Here is a 19,307-nt window from a genome sequence, read left to right as displayed (position 1 = left end):
GGCGGCGGCGGGGGCCCTGGGGCGCGCGGGCCTTGGGGGGCGCGGCGGATCCGGCGCGGAGCCGGTCCGGGACGGGGTGTTCCCGTCACCGGATCGATTCAGCGCCGGATCGGCGGCCTCACTGGAACGGGTGGAACTCGTCGTACTCGCGCTGGGCCTCGTCGCGCTCGGCGTCGCGGTCGCGGCGGCGCTGGGCGGCGGGCCTCGGGGCCTCCAGGCGGTGGTCCTCGCCGCGGCGGCCGAGCATCTCCGCGCCCGCCATCATGGTCGGCTCCCAGTCGAAGACGACGGCGTTGTCCTCGGGGCCGATGGCGACGCCGTCGCCGGCCCGGGCGCCGGCCTTCATCAGCTTCTCCTCGACGCCGAGGCGGCTGAGCCGGTCGGCGAGATAGCCGACGGCCTCGTCGTTGCTGAAGTCGGTCTGGCGGACCCAGCGCTCGGGCTTCTCGCCGCGCACCCGGTAGAGGTCGCCCTCCTCGCGGACGACGGTGAAGCCGGTGTCGTCGACCGCCTTGGGGCGGATGACGATACGGGTGGCCTCCTCGGCGGGCTTGGCGGCGCGGGCCTCGGCGATGATCCCGGCGAGGGCGAAGGACAGCTCCTTCAGCCCGGTGCGGGCGACGGCCGACACCTCGAAGACCCGGTAGCCGCGGGCGAGCAGCTCGGGGCGGATCATCTCGGCGAGGTCCTGGCCGTCGGGGATGTCGACCTTGTTGAGGACGACGATCCGGGGCCGGTCGTCCAGGCCGCCGTACTGCTTCAGCTCGGCCTCGATGACATCGAGGTCGGAGACGGGGTCGCGGTCGGACTCCAGCGTGGCGGTGTCCAGGACGTGCACCAGGACCGAGCAGCGCTCGACATGGCGCAGGAACTCCAGGCCGAGGCCCTTGCCCTGGCTGGCGCCGGGGATCAGCCCGGGGACGTCGGCGATGGTGTAGACGGTGGAGCCCGCGGTGACGACGCCCAGGTTGGGCACGAGGGTGGTGAAGGGGTAGTCCGCGATCTTGGGCTTGGCGGCGCTGAGCACCGAGATCAGCGAGGACTTGCCCGCGCTCGGGTAGCCGACCAGGGCCACGTCGGCGACGGTCTTCAGCTCCATGACCACGTCACGGGCCTCGCCGGGCTCGCCGAGCAGCGCGAAGCCGGGGGCCTTGCGGCGGGCGGAGGAGAGCGCCGCGTTGCCGAGGCCGCCGCGGCCGCCCTGGCCCGCGACGAAGGTGGTGCCCTGGCCGACGAGGTCGGCGAGGACATTGCCGTCCTTGTCGAGGATGACGGTGCCGTCCGGGACGGGCAGGATCATGTCCTGGCCGTCCTTGCCGGAGCGGTTGTCGCCCGCGCCGGGCTGGCCGTTGGTGGCCTTGCGGTGGGGGCTGTGGTGGTAGTCGAGCAGGGTGGTCACCGACTGCTCCACCACCAGGATCACATCGCCGCCGCGGCCGCCGTTGCCGCCGTCGGGGCCGCCGAGCGGCTTGAACTTCTCCCGGTGAACGGAGGCGCAGCCGTGGCCTCCGTTACCCGCGGCGACATGCAGTTCGACGCGGTCCACGAAGGTGGTCATGGGTGTGCCTCCATTGTTTACGGAACTTTCTAGCAGTAACACAGCAGAGGCGGACCCGCTTCCCGATAAGGGAAGTGAGATCCGCCTCCACGCAAACTCACGGAACAATCCGCGGCGAAAACCGTTCTACGGTTCCGAATGGATCGAATGAATCGATCAGCCGGCGACCGGAACGATGTTCACGACCTTGCGGCCACGGTGCCGGCCGAACTCGACCGCCCCGGCGTTCAGTGCGAACAGGGTGTCGTCGCTGCCGCGGCCGACGCCCGAGCCCGGGTGGAAGTGGGTGCCGCGCTGGCGGACCAGGATCTCACCGGCGTTGACGACCTGACCGCCGAAGCGCTTCACGCCGAGCCGCTGAGCATTGGAATCGCGACCGTTCCGAGTGGACGATGCGCCCTTCTTATGTGCCATGTCTCCTCAGTCCCTTACTTCGCGGCCGTCGGGATGCCGGTGACCTTGATCGCCGTGTACTGCTGACGGTGACCCTGGCGGCGGCGGTAGCCGGTCTTGTTCTTGTAGCGCAGGATGTCGATCTTGACGCCCTTGTGGTGGTCCACGATCTCGGCGGTGACCTTGATCCCGGCCAGGACCCACGGGTCGCTGGTGACGGCTTCGCCGTCGACCACGAGCAGGGTAGAGAGCTCTACCGTGTCGCCAACCTTGGCGGTGGGAATCTTGTCAACCTCAACGATGTCGCCGACAGCAACCTTGTGCTGGCGACCACCGCTGCGCACGATGGCGTACACGCGGATCTCTCTTTCGCTCGGATCGGACCCCTGATGCCAGCCGCTCACACGGGCCCGGGGGCCGTGACGATCCGGAAGGACGAGCGGCCTCCCCCGTACCGGCGTACCGAACCGGAAACCGTGAAGACGGAAACCGAGAACCGGAGAACCGGAGAATCTACGGGAGGTGGGTGCTCAGGGGATGGGTGCGTAGGGAAACACACCGAGGGTCAAGGTTACGGGGACCGCTGCGGAGGGTCAAACCGGGCCTATGCTCGGCGGGCGGCGGCCGGGGCGGGGCGACCCGCGCGGCGGGGACGCCGCCTCGCCCGCCGTCCCGACCCATGGAAGGGGACCCACGGTGACCTGGACGGTCCGGCCCACCGCGCAGGTGGACCAGAGCGCCGAGATCGGCGCGGGCAGCACGGTCTGGGAGCTGGCGCAGATCCGCGAGCGGGCCCGGCTGGGCGAGGGCTGTGTGATCGGGCGCGGCGCCTATGTCGGCGCGGGCGTCCGCATCGGCGACCACTGCAAGCTCCAGAACCTCGCCCTCGTGTACGAGCCCGCCGAGCTGGGGCGCGGCGTCTTCGTCGGCCCGGCGGCGGTCCTCACCAACGACCGGCATCCGCGCGCCGTCGACCCGGACGGCGCGCTCAAGCGCGCCGGGGACTGGGAGCCGGTGGGAGTGCGCGTCGCCGACGGGGCGTCGATCGGCGCCCGCTCCGTCTGTGTGGCCCCGCTGCGCGTCGGCCGCTGGGCGATGATCGCCGCCGGGGCCGTGGTCACCCGGGACGTCCCGGACTTCGCGCTGGTCGCCGGGGTCCCGGCGCGGCGGATCGGCTGGGTGGGCCGGGCCGGGGTCCGGCTGACCGAGCGGGCGGGCGAGCCGGGCGGCTGGGAGTGCCCGAGCACCGGGGCGCACTATCGCGAGTCGCCGGACGGGACGCTCAGCGAGAGCGGCGGCCGGTCCGGCAGCAGCCGGGTGTAGAGGGCCTCGACGACCTCCGCCTGGGCCTCCCAGGTCCAGCCGTCGAGCAGCCCCGGCGCACGGTACGCGGCGCGGTAGCGCTCCGGGTCGGCGAGCACGGTCCGCGCGGCCCGGGCGAAGTCCTCGGCGTCCCCGGCCCGGAAGACCTCGCCCGCCCCGGTCGCCTCGACCATCTCGGCCATCGTGCGGATGTCGCTCACCACCAGCGGCAGCCGGGCCTGCGCGTACTCGAAGAACTTGTTGCTGAGGGCCAGCTCGTGGTTGGCGAGATGGAGCAGCGGGCTGACGGCGGCGTCCGCCGGGGCCAGGAAGCGCGGCACCTGCCAGTGCGGCACGTACGGCAGGAAGTGGACCCGGTCGCTGACGCCCGCCCGGGCGGCGGCGCGGCGGGCGCCCGCGACGGCCTTCATCTTCCGGGGGGTGACCGACACCAGGGCGAGATGGACGCCGGGCAGCGAGGGCAGCGCCCCGATGACGGTCTCCACCCCGCGCACCGGGCTGATGCCCCCGGCGTACACCAGCAGCGGGGTCGTCTCGTCCACCCCGCACAGCGCGCGCAGGTCCCCCGCCGGCGGGGCGTCCGCGATCTCGTCCGCCTCCGGGCGGGTCACCGGCGCGTTCAGGACGACGGAGGGCAGCTCGCGCAGCCCGTGGCCCTCCTGGAGCATCCGCGCCAGCGGCGGCGAGACGGTGATCACGGCGTCCGCGAAGACCGCGTGCTCCTTCTCCCAGGCGATGTGGCCCGGCAGCCAGCGGCCGTGGAAGGCGGGCAGCCCCGGCACGTACTCATGGGCGTCCCAGACCAGCTTGGCCGCGCGGCCCCGGGCCCGGGCGCGCACCGCGGCCCGCGCCCCGACGCCGAGCATCCTGAAGTCGTGGGCGTGGACGAGATCGGGCTCGAAGGCGTCGATGTGCGCGGCGAAGGCCAGCTCGTAGTCCCAGAGCCCCGGCATCAGCCGGCGCCAGGCGCGCCGGCCCATCAGCGTCGACCACAGCGCGGTGGAGGTGCGGTCCAGCGGCGCGGTGAGCGGTGCGCGCAGCCGCTGGAGGCGGTCGGTCTCCCGGGCCCGCAGGCCGACCCAGGCGGCGAGCGCCCTGGCCGCGGCCCTCGGCAGCAGCAGCCGGGCCGCCGAGCCGCTCGCGCTGGAGCCGGGGTGACCGGCCCGCGCGGCCCGCTCCGCCGCCCGGCGGAAGGCCAGGTCGGAGCGCCAGGCCTTGACGGTCTGCACCCGGTAGCGGGCCAGCCGCTGGGAGCGGTACGCCAGCGGGCGGCGGAACAGCGGATGGCGCAGCTCGTGGCGGCGCGGCTCCAGATGGGCCGGTTTGGGGATCAGCCGGACGCGGGCCCCGCCGATCCGCCAGGTCTGGATCTTGGAGGTGGGCGAGACGCCGAGGAGGATGACGTCCCAGCCCGCCGCGGCGGCGGAGCGGGCCGCCTTCTGGACGCGTGAGTCGGCCTTGACGCCGTTGTCGACGAGCATGACGACCCGGCCCCGGGTGCCCTGCGAGGATTCCATGCGCACGCCCTTCCCGATGCGCCGGGAGGTGATTCCACCCGGTATTCCCGCCCGCCCCACCATCGTCATGGTTTGATCGGTTTTCCGGCGCGTTCGCCACGCGCCGCCCGGCGGCGGATCACTCCCCGGGGAGCCGGGTCCGCGGGACGAGCCCAGGGAGCGCAGCAGCGTGAAGGTTCTCAGCGTCGTCGGGGCCCGCCCCCAGCTGGTGAAGCTCGCCCCGGTCGCGGCGGCCCTCTTTGCCGCCGGCCACCGGCACCGCATCGTCCACACCGGACAGCACTACGACGCCGATCTCTCCGACGTCTTCTTCTCCGGGCTGTCCATCCCCGATCCCGATGTCCGTCTCGGCGTCGGCTCCGGCAGCCACGGGGTGCAGACGGGCGCGGCGCTGGCCGCCCTGGACGAGGTCTTCGCCGAGGAGCGCCCGGACTGGGTGCTGGTCTACGGGGACACCAACTCGACGCTCGCGGGCGCGCTCTCGGCGGTGAAGACCGGGCTGCCGGTCGCCCATCTGGAGGCGGGGCTGCGCTCCTTCAACCGGCGGATGCCGGAGGAGCACAACCGGGTGCTGACCGACCACTGCGCCGATCTGCTGCTCGCCCCCACCGAGGAGGCCGTGCGCCATCTCGCCCGGGAGGGGCTGGCCGCCCGCACCCGGCTGGCCGGGGATGTGATGGTGGACGTCTGTCTGCGGACGCGGGACGAGGTGCTGGCGGCGCGGCGGCCGGCCGCGCCGCCAGCCGGGGTCCCGGCGGGGCGGCCGTTTCTGCTGGCCACCCTGCACCGCCCGGGCAACACCGACGACCCCGCGCGGCTGGCGGCGCTGATCGGCGCGCTGGCGGGGCTGCCGCTGCCGGTGGCGCTGCTCGTCCATCCCCGGCTCGCCGCCCGTGCCCGGGAGTACGGCGTGGAGCTGGCGCGCGGCTCGGTGCGGGTGAGCCGTCCGCTGCCGTACGCGGAGCTGGTCGCCGCCGTGCTGGCGTCGGCGGGGGTGGTCACCGACTCGGGCGGGCTCCAGAAGGAGGCGTTCCTGCTGGGCCGGCCCTGCACCACGGTCCGCCCCGAGACGGAGTGGGTGGAGACGCTGGACGGCGGCTGGAACATGCTCGTACCCGATCCGTACGAGCTGCCCCGGGACCGCTGGGCCCGCCTGGCGGCCCGCCCCGCGCCCCGGGCCGCGCGCGGGGCTCCGTACGGGGACGGGTCGGCGGCCGGCCGGGTGGTGCGGCTGCTGGAGGAGGAGGGCGCGGCCGGGGGGTGAGGGCGCGCCCCGCGGGCGCGGGTCGGACGGGGCGGCTCGCCGGGCGGGCGCGAGCCGGAGGGCCGAGAGGCCCCGGGCCGGCGGCCCGGGAGGCGCGGGACCCGCAGCGCGGAAGGCAGTGCTCCGCAGCCCCGAGGACGTGCGGCGCGGGACCCGGGAAGCACGGGGCCCGCAGCGCGGAAGGCAGTGCTCCGCAGCCCCGAGGACGTGCGGCGCGCGACCCGGGAAGCACGGGGCCCGCAGCGCGGAAGGCAGTGCTCCGCAGCCCCGAGGACGTGCGGCGCGCGACCCGGGAAGCACGGGGCCCGGGAGGCGCGGGGCCCGGGAGGCGCGGGACCTGCGGTCGGTCGGGAAGCGCCGGCCCGACGGAGCGGGGAACGGGGACACCGCGGCAGCGTCGCCCCGTGCCGCGACAGGCACGGGCCTCGCGCTCGGGAAACCCCGGGCCCGCGGCCCGGGAGGCGGAGGCCACGGCTCAGGAGCGGAGGAAAGCGTCCAGGGCCGCCGTCGTCGCCGTGCCGTCGTGGAACGCGCGGACGAAGGCGGCGGACTCGTGGCCGGTGCGGACGGCGAAGTCGCGGTCGTCCAGCAGGTGTTCGAGGGCCGAGCGCAGGGTGTCGGGGGTGGCGCCGACGATCGGCGGGCGGACCCCGCAGGCCGCGACGGACTCCTCGTCCACATGGGCGACGACGGGGCGGCCCGCCGCCATGCCCTCGCAGGCGAAGGTCCCGTACGTCCCGATCGCGAACTGGTCGATCACCACGTCCGCGCCGCGCACCAGCTCCCGCACGGCCGCCGGCGGCAGCCCCTCGGCGAGCCGGAAGTCGATGAGGCCGCGCCGGTCGAAATCCTCCAGCAGCGGCAGCACCCGCCCGGTCCCCTTGGTCCAGCGCGCGGACGGCGCGTGGACCACCAGCGGCCGGGTCCGCGCCATCACCGGACGCAGACCGGACCAGGCGTCCGCGTCGACGACCAGCGGGGCCCAGACCGCGCCCGGCAGATCGAGCAGCAGATCCGGGGTGGTCACGAAGACCGGCAGCCCCGACTCCTCGGCGACGCGCCGGTTCCGCTCGGCCAGCAGGGACAGCTCGGCCTCGTAGCCGTCGGGAGCGTCGTGGAAGAGGGAGTGCGGATGGCGGGCGCGGTGCCGGGCAGGATCGCGGACCTCGCTGCCGTGGGCGAGCAGCGCCACCTTGATCCCGGCCTGCGCGAGCGCCGGGAGATCGCCCTCCACGCCGGTGCCGTTGAGCGGGCCGAAGACCGGGCGGAAGGCGTCGGCGATCAGATGGGTGTAGCGGCGCAGGACGCGCTGGACCTGTTCGAGCTGGACGTCCAGATTCCGCAGCGCCGTGCCGTCGACGAGCACATCGGCCGGATAGTCGTGGCAGCGGCCCGCCGACCGGTGTTTGACCACCTCGGCCGAGACCGTCTCGCGGCGGCTGGTGATCGCGGTCGCGAAGGCCGCGAGCTGCCCGGCGTGATTGGCCGGGGCCAGCCCGAGCCGTACGGGGGTGGCCCCGAGCGGCCGCCAGCGCCCCGCCGTCCGCCCGCCGTCCCGGTCCGCGCGCTCCTCGGCGTCCCAGCACGGCCGGGCCGGGCCCGCGCCGGGCGTCTTCCCGGAGATCCGCCCGTACACCCGCAGCAGGGTCTCGGCCTCCCGCTCCCAGCTCAGCTCGGCCAGCAGCGCCTCCGTGATGTTCTTCCGCAGCGCGTCCCGGTCGGCGGTGGCCCGCAGCACCGCGGCCGCGCAGGAGCCGGCGTCCTCGGCGGTGAACACCTCCCCCACCCCGTGGGCGCGGACGAACGCGCTCACCGCCCGGACGTCGCTGGAGACCAGCGGCAGCCCGGCGTGCAGATACTCGGCGGCCTTGGTGGGCAGCGAGTTCTCGGTGTTGGGGACCCGGTGGAAGGGGATGAGCCCCAGATCGGCGGAGGAGAGATAGTCGGCCACCTGGTGCGGCGGCACATACGGCACCACATGCACCCGGTGGCGCACGCCCAGCCGCTCCGCCCGCTCCCGCAGCGCGGCCGGCCCCGCGCCGGGCCGCCCCGTCACCACCGCCAGATGGTGGTCCGGCAGCAGCGCCAGGGCGTCGACGGCGGTGGCCACCCCCCGGTCGGGCGCGAGCCACCCCGCGTACACCAGCAGGGGCACGCCCTCCGGGAGCCCGCAGGCGGTCCGTACGCAGACCCGCCCGGCGGCCTCGCCGACGACCGCGCGGACCGGGGCGTTGCGGACGACGGACGGGGTCTCGCGGAGCCGGTGGTCGGCGCGGAGCAGACCGGCCAGCTCGGGCGAGACGGTCACCACCGCGTCCGCCCGGTGGATGTACTCCCGCTCCACGGCCGGGAAGGCGCTCGCCATCGCCGGTTTGGCCCAGCCGATGCCCGCGACGTACTCGTGCGCGTCGTACAGCCAGGCGCAGCGGCGGCCCCGGGCGCGCAGCCGGGAGGCGGCGGTGTGGATGGTGGTGATGTCGTTGGCGTGGATGACGTCGGGGGCGAGTTCCTCGACGAAGGGGCCGAAGGCGAGATCGAGGTCGAGCAGCGCGGGCCAGTCCCGCCGCCAGTCGCCGGTGGTCCGGGACGTCTTGCGGCGCTGCTCCCAGCGGTAGGCGCGGATCCGGAGCCGGTGCGCGCCGCGCCGGGCGCGGACCAGCGCGCGCAGGCCGATGGCGGCGGCCCCGCCGAGCGGGGTCGCGCCGAGATGGCCGATCCGGGTGGTCTGTTCGCGGACCCAGACGCGGTGGGCGTCGCGGATCTGATCGAGGGCGGCGCGGTCGCGGATGCCCCACTGGGTGAGTCTGGCTCGGGGGCCGCCCCGGTTCTTCCGGGCGTTGACCAGGCGTTCCATCCGATTGCCGACGGGCAGCCGGACCACTTTGACGGGGCCGAGCCAGGAGTGTTCGGGCTTCTTCCCGGCGGCGCGGCCGACGAGGGTGACGTCCCAGCCCGCGTGGGCGGCGGCGAGCGCGGTCTTCTGCACCCGGGAGTCCCCGGTGATGCCGTTGGCGACGACGACGGCCAGCTTCGGCGGGGTGGGGGACAGCGGCATCTGCATCGAGTCCTTCGGTGTGGTGGGGCGGTCAGCCGCCGATGACGACCCGGCGCACGCCCGCCCAGCGCGCCGGGTCGGTGGTGCGGCGGCCGTCGACCAGGACGCGCACCCCCGGCAGATCGGCGGCGGACAGGGTGCGGTACTCGGGGTGGTCGGCCTGGAGGACCGCGGCGGTGACGGGCTCGCCCCGGTGCGGGGTGAGCCCGAGCGCGGTCAGTTCGGCGGCCGTGTACAGCGGGTCGGAGACGAGCGGGAGGGCCCCGCGCGCGGCGAGCGCGGCGACCGTCGGGAAGACGCCGGAGAAGGCGGTCTCCTTGACGCCGCCCCGGTAGGCCGCGCCGAGCACCAGGACCCGGGCCCCGGTCAGATCGCCGTGGGCGGCGGCGAGCAGCTCGACCGCGTACCCGGGCATGGCGGCGTTCGCCTCGCGGGCGGCGCGGACGACGGTGGCGTCCGGGTCGTTCCACAGATACATCCGGGGGTAGACCGGGATGCAGTGGCCGCCGACCGCGATGCCGGGCCGGTGGATGCGGCTGTACGGCTGGGAGTTGCAGGCGTCGATGACGCCGGCGATGTCGATGCCGTGCCGGCCGGCGAAGCGGGCGAACTGGTTGGCGAGGGCGATGTTCACATCGCGGTAGGTCGTCTCGGCGAGTTTGGCCAGCTCGGCGGCTTCCGCGCTGCCGAGGTCCCAGACGCCGTTGGGGCGGGGCAGTTCGGGGCGCGGGTCGAAGTCGAGCACCCGCGCGTAGAAGTCCGCGCCGTGCCGGGCGGAGGCGGCGTCGACGCCGCCGACGAGTTTGGGATAGCGGCGCAGATCGGCGAAGACCCGTCCGGTGAGGACGCGTTCGGGCGAGAAGACGAGGGAGAAGCCGGAGCCGGGGGCGAGACCGGAGCCCTCGGCCAGCATCGGCCCCCAGCGGGTGCGGGTGGTGCCCACGGGCAGGGTGGTCTCGTACGAGACGAGAGTGCCGGGGGCGAGGCCCCGGGCGACGGCGCGGGTGGCCGCGTCCAGGGAGGCGAAGTCGGGATCGCCGGCCGGGTCGGTGACGAGGGGGACGACGATCACGACGGCCTCCGAGCGGGCGACCGCGGCGGCGGTGTCCGCGGTCGCGGTGAGCAGCCCCGCGCCGACGGCGTCCTTGAGCGCCCGGTCGAGCCCCGCCTCGCCGGGGAAGGGCTCCGCGCCCGCGTTGACCAGCTCCACGACCCGCTCGTCGGCGTCCGCGCCCCTGACCCGGTGGCCCTTGGCCGCGAACTGGACCGCGAGCGGCAGTCCGATCTTGCCGAGCGCCACCACACAGATGTCCATCAGTCACGTCCTCCTCGCGCGGTGGGGCAGCAGGGCGGCCAGCTCGCGGCGCACCCGGGAGAGCCGGGGCTCGTACGGCGGACACAGCGGCGCGGTCCGCAGGACCGGCCGGTCCCCGGCCCCGATCCGGACCGCCGCCCGGTACGGATCCGTCATCCGCCAGCGCCGGGCCAGCGGCATGGGCGCGCCCCGGGCCCGGACGGGGATCTCATGGAGCCGGCCCGCGATCCTGACCTGGAGGCATACGGCGAGATCGGCCGTCCGCGCCTCGACGGGGATCACGGCCCGGACCACCGTCCCGCCGTCCCGCTCCGTACGGACGAACGCGCCCGCGGCGGGCGGCGGCCCGGAGCCCGGGGGCAGGATCCGGCCCGGCTCCTCCGGCAGCGGACCGGGCGTCAGCCGGACGACGGCCGAGGAGGTGTCGCCGGTCAGCGGGACGCGGACCGCGATCGTGAGGGCGAGGTCGTCGCCGTGCTGCTCCCAGTCGGCCGCCAGCAGCTCCGTACCGGCCGCCAGCGCGGGGAGAACCGATTCGCCGAGCAGCTCGTACTCCCGGTCCGGAAGGCCGAGCGCGGGATCCCGGAAACCGGGGCGGCGCAGAAACGCCCGGTCCCCCGCCAGCTCGAACACCGGCCCGTGCCGCTCCTCGTCCTCGATCAGCGCCAGCAGACCGCCGACCGCGCCGCACCGGGCGAGGGCCAGCGCGGCCCGCCGTCGCGCCGGGAGCCGTGCGCTCACCGCCTCGGTGAGATAGGCGTCGGCGAGTTCGGCGATCCCCGCGCACACCTCGGCCCGGTCCGGCCCGTCCAGCGCGGCGAAGTCCGCCTGGAGCAGTTTGGCCAGCTCCCAGGTGAAGTGCCGGTGCAGCAGACTGTCCCGTTCGGGGCCGGGCGGGATCAGCCCGGCCGCGTGCCGCATGATCCGCGCGGTGCACCGCAGCCGGGCCAGATGACCGGCCCGGTAGGTGATGTTCCCGGCGTCCCGGCGCTTGACCGCGTAGTAGTACGTGTAGTCCGCGAGGACCGAGATCCGGCGGGCCCGGACACAGGCCTCGATGGTGAACGGCTGATCGCTGCCGACCGGCATGTCCTCGGGGAAGCTGAGCCCGTGGCGGTCCACCAGCTCGCGGCGGAACAGCTTCGCGTTGGAGAGCGTGAACGGCAGCGCCGAGTCGTTCAGACCGACGTCCCGCGCGTTCTCGGTGAAGAGCGCCTGATGGACATAGCGGCCGCCCGCCCCCGTCATCCGGCCGACCACGATGTCGGACCCGTGCTCGTCGGCGCAGGCCACCAGCCGGGCCAGCGCCTCCGGGCCGAGCCGGTCGTCGGAGCCCATGAAGTACACATAGCGGCCGTCGGCCGAGGCCAGGCCGCGATTGCTGGGGGCGGCGGGACCGCCGGAGTTCGGCTGGTGGATCACGGTGAAGGTCCGCGGATGGGCTCGCGCGTACCGGTCCAGCTCGGCCCCGCCGCCGTCGGTGGAACCGTCGTCCACGGCCACGATCTGGAGCCGGTCCAGCCCGATCGACTGCGCCACCAGCGAGTCGAGACACTCGGTCAGATACGGCATCGTGTTGTAGACGGCGATCACCACCGTCACATCGGGGCGGCCGGTCACGGCCGTGCCGCCTCGGGAGGTCTCGGGGAGGGGCGACGGCCCGGCCACGGCGCGCCGCCCTACCGGGCCACGGCCGGCGCGGCCAGCTCGACCGTGGTCCCGCTCGCCGCCGACTCCAGGACGGCCGCCGCCACCTCCACCGTCCGCAGCCCCTGGCGCAGGGTGCAGATGTCGGCGGGCGCGCCGAGCACCGCGTCCCGGAACAGCTCGTGCTCCACGAGCAGCGGCTCCCGTTTGGGAATGGCGTACCGGATCATGTCCCCCTCGCTGACGCCCCGGAACGCCTGGAGCGCCTCCCACTCGGTGCGCTGCGCGGCGTTGGAGTAGAAGGTGAGGTCGGCGGTGAGGGTGTCGGCGACGAAGCAGCCGTTCTCGCCCGTGACGGAGGTGAATCGCTCCTTCAGCGGGCTCAGCCAGTTCACCAGGTGGTTGACCACGGTGCCGTCGCCGAGCCGGCCGACCGCCGAGACCATGTCCTCGTGCGGACGGCCCGACTTGGAGACCGTGCGCGCCGCGATCGCGGCGTACTCGCGGCCGGTCACCCAGCCGGTGAGGTCGATGTCATGGGTGGCGAGGTCCTTGACCACGCCCACATCGGCGATCCGGTGCGGGAAGGGCCCCTGACGGCGGGTCACCACCTGGTACACCTCGCCCAGCTCGCCGGACTCCAGCCGCAGCCGCAGCGAGCGCAGCGCCGGATTGCACCGCTCGATATGGCCCACCCCCGCCACCAGCGACCGCGACTCGAACGCCGTCACCAGCCGGCGCGCGCCCTCCACCGTGTCGGCGAGCGGCTTCTCGATCAGCGCGCAGACGCCGGCCCGGGCCAGCTCCAGACCGACGTCCACATGGAGCGCGGTCGGGCAGGCCACCACCGCGTAGTCGATGCCCAGCGCGATCAGCTCGCCCAGGGTGCGCAGCACCGGTGCGCCTTGGGCGCGGCCCTCCCGGTCGCCGAGCGGATCCACCGCCCCGACCAGCTCGACGCCGTCCAGGGCGGCGAGCGCCCGGGCGTGATGGCGGCCCATCGAGCCGAGCCCGGTGAGACCGACGCGGAGCGGGGGGCGGAGGGCGGTGGAGCCGGGGCCCGGGGGCCTGGGGGCGGTGGGCCCCGGACCCGGGGGCCTGGGCGCGCCGGTCACCGGGCCGCTCCCCGCTCGGCACGGTCAGGGGCCTGAGCCTGGGCCTGGGCCTGGGCCTGGCTCGGGTCCTGGCTCGGGCCCTGGTCCTGGCTCGGGTCCGGGTCCTGGCTCGGGTCCGGGTCCTGGCTCGGGCTCGGGCCAGGGCCCGGCGCGTCCAGGCCGGCCGCCCCCCAGCTCGTTCACCGCCTCCGCGACCCGGGCGAGGTCCGCCTCCGACAGCGAGGGGTGCACCGGCAGCGAGATCACCTCCGCCGCCGCGCGCTCGGTCTCCGGAAGCTCCCAGCGGCGGCCCGCCCGCTGGTCCGGCTCCCAGAACGGCCTCAGCCGGTGGATCGGCGTCGGATAGTGCACCGCGCTGCCGATCCCCGCCCCGGCGAGCCGGGCCACCGCCGCCTCCCGGTCGCCCGGGACCCGGATCGTGTACTGGTGGTAGCTGTGCCGCGCGCCCCGGGCCGCGGTCGGCTTCACCACCCCCGGCGCGGTGATGTGCGCGCTGAGATAGGCGGTGTTGGCGATACGGCGCTCGGTCCAGGCGGGCAGCTTCGCCAGCTGCACCCGGCCCACGGCGGCGGCGACGTCGGTCAGCCGCATGTTGATGCCGATGATCTCGTTCGCGTACCGCTGCTCCATGCCCTGGTTGCGCAGCAGCCGCAGGGTCCGGGCGAGCCCCGCGTCGGCCGTGGAGACCATGCCGCCCTCCAGGGAGTGCATGTTCTTCGTCGGGTAGAAGCTGAACGCCCCGGCGTCGCCGAACGCCCCCACGGGGGTGCCGTGCAGCGCCGCCGCGTGCGCCTGGCAGGCGTCCTCGACCACGGCCAGCCCCCGGGCGGCGGCGATCGCCATGATCCGGTCCATGGCCGCCGGATGCCCGTACAGATGCACCGGCATGATCGCGGCGGTGCGCGGGGTGACGGCGGCCTCGACGGCGGCCGGGTCGAGACAGTAGGTGACGGGGTCGATGTCGGCGAAGACCACCTCGGCCCCGGCCAGCCGGACCACATTGGCGGTGGCGGCGAACGAGAACGACGGCACGACGACCTCGTCGCCCGGTCCGACGCGCAGCGCCAGCAGGGCCAGAAAGAGGGCCGAGGTGCCGGAGTTGACGGCGACGCAGTGCCGCCCGCCGACCAGCTCCGAGAACCCCTCCTCGAACGCCGCCACCTCGGGCCCCTGCACCACCCGGCCGCTGCGCAGCACCCGGACGGCGGCCTCGATCTCCTCCTCGTCGATGACCGGGCGAGCGGCGGGAACGGGCTGCCGACTGCTGGTCGCCATGGACGCCCTCCTTGATCGCGGCAGGGCCATCGTGCAGGAGGGGGACGGCGGCCCCGGTGTCCCACGGGCCGCCCTCCCCCTATCGGCTCAACACGAACACTCCGTCAACCCGGCGCGTCAACCGTTCGGTCCTGTCGACCCCGTACGGGGGACGCCGGGACGGCCCGCGCGAGGAGCCCGGGAACGCGCGAGGAGCCCGGGAACGCGCGATGCCCCCGTCCCGGAGTACGGGACGGGGGCATCGGTACGCGTACCGGCGCGGGGCCGGGCGTCAGCCGGTCGACCGGTCAGTCGTCGGTCGACGCCGTGACCGACGCCGGTGACTGCTGCTCGGCCGCGGCCGTCTTCTTCGTGGCCTTCTTGGCGGTGGTCTTCTTCGCCGCCGTCTTCTTGGCCGTGGTCTTGGCCGCCGTCTTCTTGGCGGCCGCCTTCTTCGCCGGCGCGGCCTTCTTGGCGGTCTTGCGGACCGCCTTCTTGGCCGGAGCCGCCGGCTCCGCCGCCTCGGCGGCGGGCGCGGGCGCCTCGACCACGACGACCGCGGCCTCCTCGGCGCCCGACGGCGAACCGGCCGGCGCGCTGACCTTGCGGGTCGCCCGGCGACGGGCCCTCGGCGGGGCCGCCTCGGACACGGCGGCCGGCTCGGCGGCGACGGGCTCGGGAACCGCCACGGGCTCCGCGACCGGCTCCGCCTTCGCCTCGATCACGACCTCCGGCTCGGCGGCCCTGGGCTCGGCGGCCCTCGGCGCACCGGCCGGAGCCGACGCCCTGCGGGTCGCCCGACGGCGGCCGCGCCCGCGCAGGGCGGCGGCCTCCGCCTCGGCGGCGCTGCTGTACAGATCCTCGTCCGGTACGAACGCGGGCTCGGGCAGCGCGGTGGGCGCGGCCACCTCGGCGGCGACCTCCGCCTCCGTCTCGGCCTCGGCGTCGGCCGTCCGGCCGCCCGTCTCCTCGTGCTCGTGGACGTGCTCGGCGCCGCCGCGGCCGCGCTTCTTGGAGCGCTTGCCGCCACCGCCGCCGCCGGAGGAGGTCGGCTGCTCCATGTGCACGATCACACCGCGGCCGTTGCAGTGGACACAGGTCTCGGAGAAGGACTCCAGCAGACCCTGGCCCACCCGCTTGCGCGTCATCTGGACCAGGCCCAGCGAGGTGACCTCGGCGACCTGGTGCTTCGTACGGTCGCGGCCCAGGCACTCCAGCAGCCGGCGCATGACCAGATCCCGGTTGGACTCCAGGACCATGTCGATGAAGTCGACCACGACGATCCCGCCGAGGTCGCGCAGCCGCAGCTGACGCACGATCTCCTCGGCCGCCTCCAGGTTGTTCCTGGTGACCGTCTCCTCCAGGTTGCCGCCCTGGCCGGTGAACTTCCCGGTGTTGACGTCGACCACGATCATGGCCTCGGTCTTGTCGATGACCAGCGAACCGCCGGACGGCAGCCAGACCTTGCGGTCCAGCGCCTTCATCAGCTGCTCGTCGATGCGGTACGTCGCGAAGACGTCCACCTCGCTCGTCCAGCGCTGCAGACGGTCGGAGAGGTCGGGCGCGACCTGGTGGACATAGCCGTGGATGGTCTCCCACGCCTCGTCACCGCTGACGATGACCTTGGAGAAGTCCTCGTTGAAGATGTCCCGGACGACCCGGACGGTCATGTCCGGCTCGCCGTAGAGCAGCGTCGGCGCGTTGCCGCTCTTGGCCTTCTTCTGGATGTCCTCCCACTGACCCTGGAGCCGCTCGACGTCACGGCGCAGCTCGTCCTCGCTCGCGCCCTCGGCGGCGGTGCGCACGATCACGCCCGCGTCCTCGGGGACGATCTTCTTGAGGATGGTCTTCAGCCGGGCGCGCTCGGTGTCGGGCAGCTTGCGGCTGATCCCGGTCATGGAGCCCTCGGGCACATAGACCAGGTAGCGGCCGGGCAGGGAGACCTGGCTGGTCAGCCGGGCGCCCTTGTGGCCGATCGGGTCCTTCGTCACCTGGACGAGCACCGACTGGCCGGACTTGAGCGCGGCCTCGATCCGGCGCGGGCCGTGGGCCATGCCGAGCGCCTCGAAGTTGACCTCGCCGGCGTACAGGACGGCGTTGCGCCCCTTGCCGATGTCGACGAAGGCGGCCTCCATGGACGGCAGTACGTTCTGCACCTTGCCCAGGTAGACATTGCCGACGTACGAGGTCGCCTGCTCCTTGTTGACGTAGTGCTCGACCAGGACGCCGTCCTCCAGGACGCCGATCTGGGTGCGCTCGCCGCTCTGGCGGACGACCATCACCCGCTCGACGGCCTCACGGCGGGCGAGGAACTCGGCCTCGGTGATGATCGGCACCCGGCGGCGGCCCTGCTCACGGCCTTCACGACGGCGCTGCTTCTTGGCCTCCAGGCGGGTGGAGCCCTTGATGGACTGCACCTCGTCGGAGGGCTCCTCGCCGCGGGAGCGGGCGGGGCGCGGCTCGCGGACCTTGACGACCGTACGCTCGGGGTCGCTCGTGCCCGACTCGTCGTCGCCCACGGAGTCACCGCTGCGGCGACGGCGACGGCGACGACGGCGGCTGCTGGAGCTGCCCGTGTGCTCGTCCTCGTCGTCGTGCTCGGTCTCCTCGTCGGCGGCGGCCGGCTCGGCGGCGGTGTCCTCGGCGGTCCGCTCCTCCGGCTCGGCGCCCCGCTCGTCGGTCTCGTCGGCGTCGGCCGACTCACCGCGGCGACGGCGACGGCCTCCGCGGCGGCGGCGGCGCGAGGGGCGGTCCTCGAACTCGTCGTGCTCGTCGGCTCCGGCGGGCTCGGCCTCGGCGGCGTCCTCGACGGAGGCCTCCTCGGACTGCTGCTCCGCGATCCTGTCGGCCTTCTCGGCCTTCTCGGTCCTTTCGGCGGCCTTCTCGGCCGGCGCGGGAGCGGTCTCGGCGCTCTCACCGCGACGGCGGCGGCGACGGCGGCCGGCGGGCTCGGCGGCGACCGGCTCCGCGACGGCCGGCTCGGCGGACTCGGCGATCCGCTCCTCCGGCTCGATCGCCTCCTCGTCGACGTCGGTGTCGAGCGCCGCGGCGGCGGCAGCGGCCGCCGTCTCGGGCGTCTGGAACATCGGCTCGGTGAAGACCGGGGCCTGGAAGACGGCGACGGCCGGGCGGGCCGAGCGGCGCGCCGGGGAGGCGTCCGACTGCGCGGTGAACTCGGGCGAGGTGGCGCGCCTGCGGCCACGGCCCCGGGGGCCGGACTGCTCGGCGGGCGGGCTCTGCTGCGGCTGCCGCTCGCTCACGGCGGGGGCCTCGGGAGCGCTCGTGCCACGGGTGGCGCGACGGCGGCGACGCGGCTCGGCGGCCTCCTCCTCGGCGACCTCGGCGGCGGCGGGCGCGACGGCTTCGGCGACCGGCTCGGCGGCGACCGGAGCGGCCTCGGGCTCGCGCTCGGCGGAGCGCGGCGCACCGGCGGGGGCGGACGCGCCGCGAGTGGCCCGGCGGCGGGTACGGCCGACCGGGGCGGCCTCGGGCTCGACGGCCTCGGCGACCGGCTCGGCGGCTTCGGTGGTCTCGGCGACCGGCTCGGCGGTCTCGACGGCGGCGGCGACGGGCTCGGGGGCGCTCGCCGCACGGGTGGCCCGGCGGCGGCGACGCGGCTCGGGGGCCTCCTCGGCGACCTCGGTCTCGGCCTCGGTCACGGCGGCCGCGACGGGCGCCACGGGCTCGGCGGCTTCGGCGACCGGCTGGGCGGCCTCGGGGGCGCTCACGGCACGCGTGGCACGACGACGCTTCGGCGCGGGAGCCGCGGCCGGAGCATCCTCGACAACATCCGCCACAGCAGCCTCAACCTCAGCAGCCTCGACCGACTCGGCGGCGGGCGCGGCGACCTTACGCGTGGCACGACGACGAGCACGCGGCGCAGGCGTCTCCTCAGCGGCCTCAGCCTCAGCCTCGACCGACTCAGCGACCGACTCGGCGGCCTCGGGAGCGCTCACCGCACGCGTGGCACGACGACTCTTACGCGCGGGGGCGGCAGGAACCTCCTCGACCGACTCGGCGGCCGGAGCCTCCTCGACCGACTCGGCGACGGGCGCGGCGACCTTACGCGTGGCACGACGACGAGCACGCGGCGCAGGCGTCTCCTCAGCGGCCTCAGCCTCAGCCTCGACCGGCTCGGCAACCGTCTCAGCCTCGGGAGCGCTCACCGCACGCGTGGCACGACGGCTCTTACGCGCGGGGGCGGCGGCCGGGACCTCCTCGGCCGGCTCGGCGGCAGGCTCAGCAGCCTCGACCGACTCGGCGGCGGGCGCGGCGACCTTACGCGTGGCACGACGACGAGCACGCGGCGCGGGCGTCTCCTCAGCGGCCTCAGCCTCAGCCTCGACCGGCTCGGCGGCCTGCAGCGGCTCGGCGGACTGCGGCGTACCGGCGGGCGCGGTGGCCTTGCGGGTGGCACGGCGACGGGCACGCGGCGCGGGCGTCTCCTCGGCGGTCTCGGCCTCGGCGGCCGGAGCGGACTCGGCCGTCTCCGGGGCGGCGGCCTCGGCGGCGCCGCCGGGCGGACCGGCGGGGCGCGACGCGGCGCGGCGACGGCGGCGCGGCGGCAGCGTGTCGCTGGGACTGTTGTCCTCGGTGTTGTCTCCGGCGGTGCCGGATTCGTTCATTTCAAGCATGCGGGCGGTTCTCCCGTCACGCTCCCGGGCGCCGGCTTTCCGTACGGCCGTGAACCGCGCGACGCGCGGTGGTGCCGTCCGGGGCGCGGGCGCCGCACGGGAGCTCAATGTCTGGCTCGCCGGTTCCCTACGCGATGTACGCACGGCCTGGCGAAAGTCTTGTGTGGGTTCGCGCGGCCCGACTCAGGTGGCTCCCGAGTACCAGGGCCGTGCTGCAACGACTGCCTGTGAG

General features: G+C 75.0%; 11 protein-coding genes and 1 pseudogene. 2 read left to right on the top strand and 10 right to left on the bottom strand.

What is annotated here, in order from left to right:
- Positions 1-118: 118 nt before the first annotated feature.
- The 3 genes from obgE to rplU form a co-directional block, all read right to left on the bottom strand.
- On the bottom strand, positions 119-1,558 hold the full coding sequence (obgE, locus tag ACF089_RS09720) for a GTPase ObgE (protein ID WP_392024182.1): 1,440 nt from the start codon (positions 1,556-1,558) through the stop codon (positions 119-121).
- Between the two features lie 156 nt (positions 1,559-1,714).
- A complete protein-coding gene (gene rpmA, locus ACF089_RS09715; protein WP_351556859.1) occupies positions 1,715-1,972 on the bottom strand; it encodes a 50S ribosomal protein L27 in 258 nt (85 codons plus the stop codon).
- A 14-nt stretch (positions 1,973-1,986) separates the two neighbouring features.
- Positions 1,987-2,307: a 50S ribosomal protein L21 gene (gene rplU, locus ACF089_RS09710; RefSeq protein WP_190122684.1), complete on the bottom strand. Its 321-nt coding sequence runs from the start codon at positions 2,305-2,307 to the stop codon at positions 1,987-1,989.
- 340 nt (positions 2,308-2,647) lie between these two features.
- Here rplU and ACF089_RS09705 point away from each other — a divergent pair, with 340 nt between their 5' ends.
- A complete protein-coding gene (locus ACF089_RS09705) occupies positions 2,648-3,274 on the top strand; it encodes an acyltransferase (RefSeq protein WP_392024180.1) in 627 nt (208 codons plus the stop codon).
- Here the strand turns inward: ACF089_RS09705 and ACF089_RS09700 are convergent.
- Positions 3,208-4,791 carry a glycosyltransferase family 4 protein gene (locus ACF089_RS09700; RefSeq protein WP_392024179.1) on the bottom strand — a complete coding sequence of 528 codons (1,584 nt, stop codon included), beginning with the start codon at positions 4,789-4,791 and terminating at the stop codon, positions 3,208-3,210. The genes ACF089_RS09705 and ACF089_RS09700 overlap by 67 nt on opposite strands.
- Positions 4,792-4,960: 169 nt before the next feature.
- Here ACF089_RS09700 and wecB point away from each other — a divergent pair, with 169 nt between their 5' ends.
- Positions 4,961-6,055, top strand: a complete 1,095-nt coding sequence (gene wecB, locus ACF089_RS09695; RefSeq protein WP_392024177.1) for a non-hydrolyzing UDP-N-acetylglucosamine 2-epimerase — start codon at positions 4,961-4,963, stop codon at positions 6,053-6,055.
- A gap of 475 nt (positions 6,056-6,530) precedes the next feature.
- Here the strand turns inward: wecB and ACF089_RS09690 are convergent, their stop codons facing one another.
- From ACF089_RS09690 to ACF089_RS09665, 6 genes and pseudogenes are all read right to left on the bottom strand, one after another.
- Positions 6,531-9,110: a glycosyltransferase gene (locus tag ACF089_RS09690; RefSeq protein WP_392024174.1), complete on the bottom strand. Its 2,580-nt coding sequence runs from the start codon at positions 9,108-9,110 to the stop codon at positions 6,531-6,533.
- A 31-nt stretch (positions 9,111-9,141) separates the two neighbouring features.
- A complete protein-coding gene (locus ACF089_RS09685; protein ID WP_392024171.1) occupies positions 9,142-10,425 on the bottom strand; it encodes a nucleotide sugar dehydrogenase in 1,284 nt (427 codons plus the stop codon).
- A gap of 3 nt (positions 10,426-10,428) precedes the next feature.
- Entirely contained in the window at positions 10,429-12,045 is a 1,617-nt protein-coding gene (locus ACF089_RS09680) for a glycosyltransferase family 2 protein (protein ID WP_392024169.1), read from the bottom strand.
- 59 nt (positions 12,046-12,104) lie between these two features.
- Complete coding sequence (locus tag ACF089_RS09675; RefSeq protein WP_392024167.1) at positions 12,105-13,187, bottom strand: Gfo/Idh/MocA family protein; 1,083 nt, start codon at positions 13,185-13,187, stop codon at positions 12,105-12,107.
- A gap of 168 nt (positions 13,188-13,355) precedes the next feature.
- Positions 13,356-14,462, bottom strand: a pseudogene (locus tag ACF089_RS09670) (DegT/DnrJ/EryC1/StrS family aminotransferase); the annotation flags it as partial.
- 287 nt (positions 14,463-14,749) lie between these two features.
- Positions 14,750-19,075 carry an Rne/Rng family ribonuclease gene (locus tag ACF089_RS09665; protein WP_392024166.1) on the bottom strand — a complete coding sequence of 1,442 codons (4,326 nt, stop codon included), beginning with the start codon at positions 19,073-19,075 and terminating at the stop codon, positions 14,750-14,752.
- Positions 19,076-19,307 lie beyond the last annotated feature (232 nt).

This window comes from Streptomyces sp. NPDC014894 (assembly GCF_043080985.1).
Taxonomy (GTDB): Bacteria; Actinomycetota; Actinomycetes; order Streptomycetales; family Streptomycetaceae; genus Streptomyces.
Note: the sequence above shows the minus strand (reverse complement) of the source record. Positions and strands in the feature narration are given on the sequence as shown.